Consider the following 8,787-nt stretch of genomic DNA (forward strand, 5'->3'; position numbering starts at 1 on the left):
CGGCCGACGCGGAAACGTCGACTGCGGCTCCCGTGACCCACCCGCCGTGCCCCCCGTCACTTGCCGCCCGGCCGCCGCTTSCGATATGTTACTCGTGAGTAACATATCCGTGGCGCGCCGCCCGCGCCCTTTTGATCGCTGCTGATCACGAGTGAAGGAACGACATGTCCAAAGCTGCAATCGACTTCAACAACCTCCCCTACGCCGACGGCGATTTCTTCGCGTTCGAGCAGCTGCTCAGTGGCAAGGAGCGGGACCGGCTGGCGGAGGTGCGCGAGTTCATGGCCCGCGAGGTCAAGCCGATCGCCGTGGACTGCTGGAACCGTGGCGAGTTCCCGATGGAGCTCATCCCCAAGCTCGCCGAGATCGATCTGGTCAGCCCGGTGAAGCGCCAGGGCTACTCGAACCTCTTCGCGGGGATCCTGCACGCGGAGGCAACCCGCGCGGACACCTCGATCGCCACTTTCATGGGCGTGCACGACGGGCTATTCACCGGATCCATCGAGGCACTCGCATCGCAGGAGCAGCAGGAGGCCTGGCTGCCGGACATCTACTCGCTGAAGAAGATCGGCGCCTTCGGCYTGACCGAGCCGCTGGGCGGCTCCGACGTCGCCGGCGGGACGCGCACCACAGCCCGGCGCGAGGGCGACAGCTGGATCCTCAACGGCGCCAAGCGCTGGATCGGCAACGCGACCTTCTCCGACTGGGTGGTCATCTACGCGCGCGACGTGGCCGACAACCAGGTCAAGGGCTTCCTCGTGGACACCAAAACCGCGGGGTACAAGGCCACCAAGATCGAGAACAAAATTTCGCTGCGCACCGTGCAGAACGCCGACATCACCTTGGAGAACGTCGTGGTCCCGGAGTTCTTCAAGCTGGCCAACGCCAACAGCTTCCGGGACACCAACAAGGTCCTGAAGGTCACGCGCCTCTCCGTCGCCTGGCAGGCCGTCGGTCAACAGCTGGCCGCGTTCGACGTCGCCCGCCGCTACGCCGTCGAGCGCAGCCAGTTCGGCCGGCCGATCGCGTCCTTCCAGCTTGTCCAGCACCAGCTGGTGCAGATCCTCGGCAACGCTGTCAGCTCCATGGGCATGATGGTCCGCCTGTCCCAGCTCGAGGATGCCGGGGAGGCCAAGGACGAACAGTCGGCCCTGGCCAAGGCCTTCACGACGGCACGGATGCGCGAAAGCGTGGCCATCGGCCGCAGCCTCCTCGGCGGCAACGGCATCGTCACCGACTATGAGATGGCCAAGATCTTTTCCGACGCCGAAGCCATTTATTCCTACGAGGGAACCCACGAAATCAATACCCTGGTCACCGGACGGGCCATCACCGGGATCTCTGCCATCGTCTAGGCACCCGGGGCTCCGGCTTTGGCACCGCCTGCCGGGGGACCCCGATGCACGCCCGCGGCCCTTCATCCGGAACCGCCCAGTCCCGAACCGGGATTTGCGGGCGGCAGCAGGATGGAGGGCCGCACGTCCATAACGAAAGCCAGCGGGTTGAGATACTCATCGCCGCGCCGCACGCCCCAGTGGACGCACGGTGTTCCGCCGCAGTGGCCGGGCAGCGCGTGTCCCAGCACCGACCCTTCGCCCACCTCGTCGCCGGGCTGCAATGCGCTTTCGACCGGCTCGAAACTGCTGCGCAGGCCGTTGCCGTGGTCGACGGTAATTACCGGTCGATCCACCACGAAGCCCGCGAAGCTGACGCGGCCCGGCGCCGGCGAGGTGACCGGGGCGCCGTCGTACGCCGCGCGGAGGTCCACCCCGCGGTGGCCGCTGAGCCACGGCCGGTCCGGAGGATCGAAGCCGCGCAACACGGGGGGTCTGGGGGAGAGCGGCCAGCTCCAGCCGCCGGCCGGGGACGCCGGCCCGGGAGCGCCGCGCGCCGGAGCCGACGCCGGAACGAGCACCAGCAACAACGCAGCGAGAAGAATTGAAACCTTCATGCCGCCAGCCTGCGGTGACCGGACGCGGCCCCGGAAGGCCCCGACGCGGCTATGTGGATTCGGGCCCGGTTCCGGACGCGATTTCTGCCCGCTTCCAGCCCCGAACGCCACCGAAGCAGGGCCTTCGAGCGGCCCGGAAGCCGTCCGTCCGGGCAGGTCCGCTGTAGTACACTTGGTGGAGCAGTTTGCKGTGCCCTCATGCCTGATTCCGCATATGTGTCCCTCCTTCTGGGGCCGATATGCCGGACAGGCAGCACGTCTCATTCAGGAGTGCGGGAGCAGTGGCTGACTACGCGTATCCAGCCCTCCCTGTCCGAAGCCCGGCTTCCGGGTGCGGAGGACTGCGCCTCTTACGGTCCGGCCCCTCGGGGTTGGATGAGGGGTGCGGTGGATGCCAGGAGGAACACCCGCCCGGGTGTTGCTAAATAACCGTCAACTATTGGCAGGGTAAGAGAGCCCAGGGCTTTCTCATGAATGACCTGCCGGAAGGAGCGTCGGCATGCCCGTCGTAACTATGCGCCAGCTGCTTGACAGCGGCGTCCACTTTGGACACCAGACCCGTCGTTGGAACCCGAAGATGAAGCGTTTCATCTTCACGGAGCGCAACGGCATCTACATCATTGACCTTCAGCAGTCGCTGTCCTACATCGACCGCGCCTACGAGTTCGTGAAGGCCACCGTTGCACACGGCGGCACCGTCCTCTTCGTCGGCACCAAGAAGCAGGCCCAGGAAGCGATCGCCGAACAGGCAACCCGCGTCGGCCAGCCGTACGTCAACCAGCGTTGGCTCGGCGGCATGCTCACCAACTTCCAGACGGTTTCCAAGCGCATCCAGCGCATGAAGGAACTCGAAGAGATCGATTTCGACGACGTCGCCGGCTCGGCGTACACGAAGAAGGAACTGCTGCTCCTTCGCCGCGAACTGACCAAGCTGGAGACCAACCTCGGCGGTATCCGCAACCTGACCAAGGCGCCTTCGCTCCTCTGGGTTGTCGACACCAAGAAGGAACACCTCGCCGTCGACGAAGCCAAGAAGCTGAGCATCCCGGTTGTGGCCATCCTGGACACCAACTGCGATCCCGATGAAGTCGACTTCCCGATCCCGGGCAACGATGACGCCATCCGCTCCGTGAACCTGCTGACCCGCGTTGTTGCCGACGCCGTTGCGGAGGGCCTGATCGCCCGCCACAACCGCGCCACCGGCACCACGGAAGCTCCCGAAGAGCCGCTGGCCGAGTGGGAGCGCGAGCTCCTCGAAGGCARCAAGGCCGCTGAGGCTGCAGCTCCGGCCGCCGCCGAAGCTTCCGCCGCTGAAGCTGYTGCTCCGGCCGCCGCCGAGGCTGCTCCGGCTGCCGACGAAGCCAAGTAGTCAGACAAATAAATCTGGATCTCCCCGCACGCCGCCCGCGGCGTGCAGGGTACTGACAGGATGGTTGCTCACTGGGTGAGCAGCCGTCCTGTCGGTCCGTACACCACACAAATTTCTAGACAGAGGGGTTCACATGGCGAACTACACTGCCGCTGATATCAAGGCTCTGCGCGAGCGTACCGGCGCCGGCATGATGGATGTCAAGAAGGCTCTTGACGAAGCCAACGGTGACGCCGAGAAGGCCATCGAGATCATCCGCATCAAGGGCCTCAAGGGCGCCACCAAGCGCGAAGGCCGTTCCACCGCGGAAGGCCTGGTTGCGGCCAAGGTCGACGGCGGCGTCGGCGTGATGATCGAAGTCAACTGCGAGACGGACTTCGTCGCCAAGTCGGACAAGTTCATTCAGCTTGCCGACAAGGTGCTCGCCGTTGCTGTTGAGTCCGGCGCTGCCGACCTCGACACCCTGCTGGCCACCGATCTCGACGGCAAGCCGCTCTCCGAGGTCGTCATCGAAGAAGGTGCGATCCTGGGCGAGAAGGTTGTCGTCCGCCGCATCTCCCGCGTCGAGGGCGCCACAGTCGACGCGTACCTGCACAAGACCTCCAAGGACCTTCCGGCCCAGGTCGGCGTGCTGTTCGCAGTAGACGGCAAGGGTGAAGAAGCTTCCACCGCTGCCCACGACGTCGCCGTGCACATCGCCGCGATGTCCCCGAACTACCTGACCCGCGAGGACGTCCCGTCCGACCTGGTCGAGTCCGAGCGCCGCATTGCTGAGGAAACCGCCAAGGCCGAGGGCAAGCCCGAAGCCGCGATGACCAAAATTGTCGAAGGCCGCGTTACCGGCTTCTACAAGGGCGAGGTCCTCGTTGACCAGGCATTCGCCAAGGATGCCAAGAAGTCAGTCGCCAAGGTCCTCGAAGAGGCCGGCGTCAAGGCAACCGCGTTCACGCGTTTCCGCGTCGGTTCCTAAGTAAGATCCGCTGAGGGGGTGGTCACTGCGGTGACCACCCCTTTCGCGTGCGCCGGGAACGCGGGCCCGGGAATGCAGCCTTTGGTCCCCGGCACGATACCCTTTTTCAGAGCTCACCAACGGGAAGGCACCATGGAGACCGTCAACAATTCAGCCCAGCCAAAGAAGAGCAGGCGCCGCGTGCTCCTGAAGCTGTCCGGAGAGGTCTTCGGCGGCGGCAAGCTGGGCGTTGACCCGGACACCGTGCGTGGCGTCGCGAAGCAGATCGCGGCCGCCGTTCCCGACGTCGAGGTCGCAATCGTCGTCGGCGGCGGGAACTTCTTCCGCGGCGCCGAACTTTCACAGAGCGGCATGGACCGTTCCCGCGCCGACTACATGGGGATGCTCGGCACCGTGATGAACTGTCTGGCACTCCAGGACTTCCTGGAACAGGCCGGCGTGGAGACGCGCGTGCAGAGCGCCATCACCATGGGCCAGGTGGCCGAGGCCTACATTCCGCGCCGCGCCATCCGCCACATGGAAARGGGCCGCGTCGTCATCTTCGGCGCCGGTGCCGGACTCCCGTACTTCTCCACCGACACGGTCGCAGCGCAGCGCGCTATGGAGGTGCACGCCGACGTCGTCCTGATGGCCAAGAGCGGGGTCGACGGCGTCTACACCGCCGACCCGAAGAAGGACCCCACCGCGGAGAAACTGCACCACCTCAGCTATGACGAGGCCCTGCGCCGCGATATCCGCGTGATGGACCAGACGGCCATGACGATGTGCAAGGACAACAACCTGACCATGGTGGTGTTCGGCATGGAAGGCGAAGGCAATGTCACCCGGGCCATCCGCGGCGAGGACCTCGGCACCGTGGTCACCCCCTAGCTGCGGCTAGGATGTTTTTAGGACAGTTCAGCTCCCCGGGCACTGGGGTGCGCACCAATTTCTGAGGAGAGAACGTGATCGAAGAAACCTTGCTCGAAGCCGGGGACAAGATGGACAAGGCGGTCGAGGTAGCCAAGGACGACTTCGCCTCGATCCGGACCGGCCGTGCCACCCCGGGCCTGTACAACAAGGTCCTGGTGGACTACTACGGCTCGCCGACCCCGTTGCAGCAGCTGGCCTCCTTCGCCGTCCCGGACGCGCGCACGATCCTCATCACCCCGTTCGACAAGACCGCCCTGCGGGACATCGAACGTGCCCTGAGCGACTCCGAGGTGGGCGCCAACCCCTCCAACGACGGCAACGTCATCCGGATCACCATCCCGGAACTGACCAAGGAACGCCGCAAGGAATACGTCAAGATCGTCAAGTCCAAGGGCGAGGACGCCAAGGTGTCCATCCGCAACATCCGCCGCAAGGCCAAGGAAACCCTGGACAAGCTGGTCAAGGACGGCGACGCCGGCGAGGACGAAGGCACCCGCGGCGAGAAGGAACTCGACGCCCTGACCAAGGCGCACGTCGACGGCATCGACGAGTTGCTCAAGCGCAAGGAAGCCGAGCTGCTCGAGGTCTGATGGCGGAGGAACAGCAGGCGCCCGGACCGCAGGTCCGGGCGCGGGGGAAAGAGCGGAAGAACCCGACGCCGAAAGCCGGCCGGAACCTTCCTGCCGCCACGGCGGTGGGCCTTGCCATGCTCTTCGCCGTGCTGGGCGGTCTGCTGTTCCTGCCACTGGCCTTCGTGCTGCTGGTCACCGCGTTCGCCGTCTTCGGCGTCTGGGAGGTGTACCGGGCGCTGGAAGCCTCCGGCACCCGGCTGCCGATCATCCCCGCGATGACCGGCACCGTGGCGATGCCTCTCGCGGCCTATTTCGGCGGCCCCGAGAGCCTGCTGTTCGCACTGCTGCTCAGCAGCGTCGCGGTGCTCCTGTGGCGTTCGCTGGAGGGGGCCGCGGGGTCGGCGCGGAGTATCTTCGCCGGCGTCTTTACGATGGCCTGGGTACCTTTTCTGATCAGCTTCGCGGTGCTGCCGCTGCATGCCGCCGGCAGCTCCCCGATCGGGCCTTGGCCCGGGGGCGTGGTGCCGACAGGGGCCTGGCAGATCGGCACCCTGCTGTTGCTGGTGGTCTCCAACGACACCTTCGGCTACCTCGTGGGCGCCTCGCTGGGCAAGCACCCGATGGCCCCGAAGATCAGCCCGAAGAAGTCCTGGGAGGGCTTTGGCGGGTCGATCGCGGGGGCGGTGGTGGTGGGCGTCCTCGCCTGCATTTTCGTGCTGGGCGAACCCTGGTGGTTCGGCGCGGCCCTCGCCGTGGGCATGGTCGCCGCCGCGACCGCCGGCGACCTGGCCGAATCCATGGTCAAACGCGAACTCGGCATCAAGGACATGGGCAACAGCCTCCCCGGGCACGGCGGAGTGATGGACCGGCTCGACTCAATCGTCTTCGCGTCCCCGGTGGCGTTCATGATTTTCTCCGCCAGCGCCGGCCGCTAGCGCAACGCGTTTACCACCCGGCGCCTACAATGGTGCCGAGCAAACACCGCTCGATATTCGGGCAACCAGAGCCGAACGGCATCGAAGGAAACATAGTTACAGTGGACATCCAACGGCAGATTCCTGCCTCCTTTGACCGCGTGCAGCGGAACCAGTACGGCTATAACGCCAAGCAGGTGGACCAGTTCCTGCAGCGCGCGCGGGTGTCGTTTGAAACGCCCCACGCAGCAGCACGATCGGTCAAGAGCGCCGACGTCCGCGCCGTCTCCTTCGACCCGGTCAAGGGCGGCTACGCCGCCGCCGGCGTCGACGCGGCCCTGGACCGGCTGGAGGACGCCCTGGCCCGCCGGGAACGCGACGAACTGATTGGGGAACGCGGCGAGGAAGCCTGGTTGCGCGAGATCGGCCGGCTTGCCGGGCTGCTCCGCGGCCGGCTGCACCGCCCCGACGGCCAGCGCTTCCGGCGCCCGGCCAAAGGCAAGGTGCGCAGCTACAACACCACCGACGTCGACGACCTCTGCCACGAACTGATCGGCTACCTCGAGGAGGACCAGCCGCTGAGCGTTGACAACGTCCGCCGCGCCACCTTCCGGCCCGCCGTCGGGCGCGAGGGCTACGAGGAAAGCCAGGTCGACGCGTTCCTGGAGCGCGTCGTCGAACTCATGGCCGCCATCGACTAAGGCGCCACCGGCTGCCCCGCTAGCGCTCGGTGGCGAGCGGCCGTTCCGGGGTGTGCAGCCGGGTCATCAGCCGGGTAATGGTCCGCGGAACCCGTCCCCGGGTGGCCCGGGACACCAACACCATCACCGCGAAGGCGGCCGGGACCGTCCACGCGGCCGGCTGGGCGAGCCACGGCGCTGTCCCGGCGGCACCCAGCACCGCGCCGGCCAGCATGGCGCCGCCGCAGAGCACCGCGCCGGTCAGCATTCCGGCGATCGCGCCGGCGTCGGTCAATCCGCGCCACCAGATGCCCAACAACAGCACGGGGCAGATGGTGGACGCCGTGAAGGCAAAGACCAAGCCCACACTCCCGGCCAGCGCCGTGGAGTCCGTCATGGCCGCGATCGCCAGCGGCACCACCGCCGAGATCAGTGCCGCGAGCCGGAACCCGCGCACGCTTCCGCCCAGGACATCCTGGCTGATGACACCCGCCAGCGACACCACGAGGCCCGAAGTGGTCGACAGGAAGGCCGCGAACGCCCCGGCCACCACGAGTGCGGACAGCAGGTCCCCGGCCGGGCCGCCGACCATTCGCCCCGGCAGCAACAGCACCAGGGCGTCCGCCTGCACGCTGTGCGCCAGTTCGGGGGCGTACATCCGCCCCAGCAGCCCGTACGCCGTCGGAAACAGGTAGAACACCGAGAGCAGGCCCAGCACAATCAGCGTGGTCCGGCGCGCCGACTGGCCGTCCGGGTTGGTATAGAAGCGCACCAGCACGTGCGGCAGACCCAGCGTCCCGAACAGCAGCGCCACCAGCAGCGAGAGATTCTGGTACGGGCCCGCCGCGGCAACGGCCGTCGGGTTCACGGACGCCTCGGCGACCGCGGGGGAGCCGCTGCCGGCCAGGACAAACAGGATGAACAACACCGGCACGGCCAGCGCAGTGAGTTTCAGCCAGTACTGGAACGCCTGGACGAAGGTGATGGACCGCATCCCGCCGGACACCACAGTCACGCAGACGACAGCGACCACGGCCACTTGCCCCACCCAGGCCGGCAGCCCGGTGGTGATGCGGATGGCCAGCGCCGCGCCATGCAGTTGCGGGACGATGTACAGCCAGCCGACCACCACCACGACGAAGCTGGTGACCCGGCGGACCGCACGGGAATCCAGCCGGGCCTCGGTGAAGTCGGGGATCGTGTAGGCGCCGGAACGCCGCAGCGGGGCGGCAACGAACAGCAGAAGCATCAGGTACCCGGCCGTGTAGCCCACCGGGAACCACAGCGCGTCCGTGCCTGAGAGCAGGATGAGCCCGGCGACGCCGAGGAAACTGGCGGCGGATAGGTACTCGCCGCCGATCGCCGAGGCGTTCCACCAGGGCCGCACCGTACGCGAGGCGACGTAGAAGTCACCGGTGG

General features: G+C 66.8%; 9 protein-coding genes. 7 read left to right on the forward strand and 2 right to left on the reverse strand.

What is annotated here, in order from left to right; genetic code table 11:
* The first annotated feature begins 164 nt into the window (after positions 1 to 164).
* Entirely contained in the window at positions 165 to 1,355 is a 1,191-nt protein-coding gene (locus tag AB4Y86_RS06115) for an acyl-CoA dehydrogenase family protein (protein WP_441401023.1), read from the forward strand.
* A 62-nt stretch (positions 1,356 to 1,417) separates the two neighbouring features.
* Here the strand turns inward: AB4Y86_RS06115 and AB4Y86_RS06120 are convergent, their stop codons facing one another.
* Positions 1,418 to 1,951, reverse strand: coding sequence for a murein hydrolase activator EnvC family protein (locus AB4Y86_RS06120; protein ID WP_441401025.1), 534 nt, complete (start codon positions 1,949 to 1,951; stop codon positions 1,418 to 1,420).
* Positions 1,952 to 2,450: 499 nt separating this feature from the next.
* Between AB4Y86_RS06120 and rpsB the strand changes: the two genes are divergently transcribed.
* From rpsB to AB4Y86_RS06150, 6 genes are all read left to right on the forward strand, one after another.
* Positions 2,451 to 3,320, forward strand: coding sequence for a 30S ribosomal protein S2 (gene rpsB, locus AB4Y86_RS06125; RefSeq protein ID WP_441401027.1), 870 nt, complete (start codon positions 2,451 to 2,453; stop codon positions 3,318 to 3,320).
* Positions 3,321 to 3,453: 133 nt separating this feature from the next.
* Positions 3,454 to 4,290 carry a translation elongation factor Ts gene (gene tsf / locus AB4Y86_RS06130; protein ID WP_441401029.1) on the forward strand — a complete coding sequence of 279 codons (837 nt, stop codon included), beginning with the start codon at positions 3,454 to 3,456 and terminating at the stop codon, positions 4,288 to 4,290.
* Between the two features lie 132 nt (positions 4,291 to 4,422).
* Positions 4,423 to 5,160: a UMP kinase gene (gene pyrH, locus AB4Y86_RS06135; protein ID WP_441401031.1), complete on the forward strand. Its 738-nt coding sequence runs from the start codon at positions 4,423 to 4,425 to the stop codon at positions 5,158 to 5,160.
* A 74-nt stretch (positions 5,161 to 5,234) separates the two neighbouring features.
* On the forward strand, positions 5,235 to 5,792 hold the full coding sequence (frr, locus tag AB4Y86_RS06140) for a ribosome recycling factor (protein ID WP_441401033.1): 558 nt from the start codon (positions 5,235 to 5,237) through the stop codon (positions 5,790 to 5,792).
* Positions 5,792 to 6,709: a phosphatidate cytidylyltransferase gene (locus AB4Y86_RS06145; RefSeq protein ID WP_441401035.1), complete on the forward strand. Its 918-nt coding sequence runs from the start codon at positions 5,792 to 5,794 to the stop codon at positions 6,707 to 6,709. The genes frr and AB4Y86_RS06145 overlap by 1 nt, the downstream gene beginning before the upstream one ends.
* A 101-nt stretch (positions 6,710 to 6,810) precedes the next feature.
* Entirely contained in the window at positions 6,811 to 7,389 is a 579-nt protein-coding gene (locus AB4Y86_RS06150) for a DivIVA domain-containing protein (RefSeq protein ID WP_441401037.1), read from the forward strand.
* Between the two features lie 19 nt (positions 7,390 to 7,408).
* Here AB4Y86_RS06150 and AB4Y86_RS06155 read toward each other — a convergent pair.
* Positions 7,409 to 8,787, reverse strand: a 1,379-nt coding sequence (locus tag AB4Y86_RS06155) for a sodium/solute symporter (protein ID WP_441401039.1), incomplete at its 5' end; no start/stop codon positions are given.

It is taken from the genome of Arthrobacter sp. 2YAF22_2 (genome assembly GCF_052114645.1).
Lineage (GTDB): Bacteria > Actinomycetota > Actinomycetes > Actinomycetales > Micrococcaceae > Arthrobacter.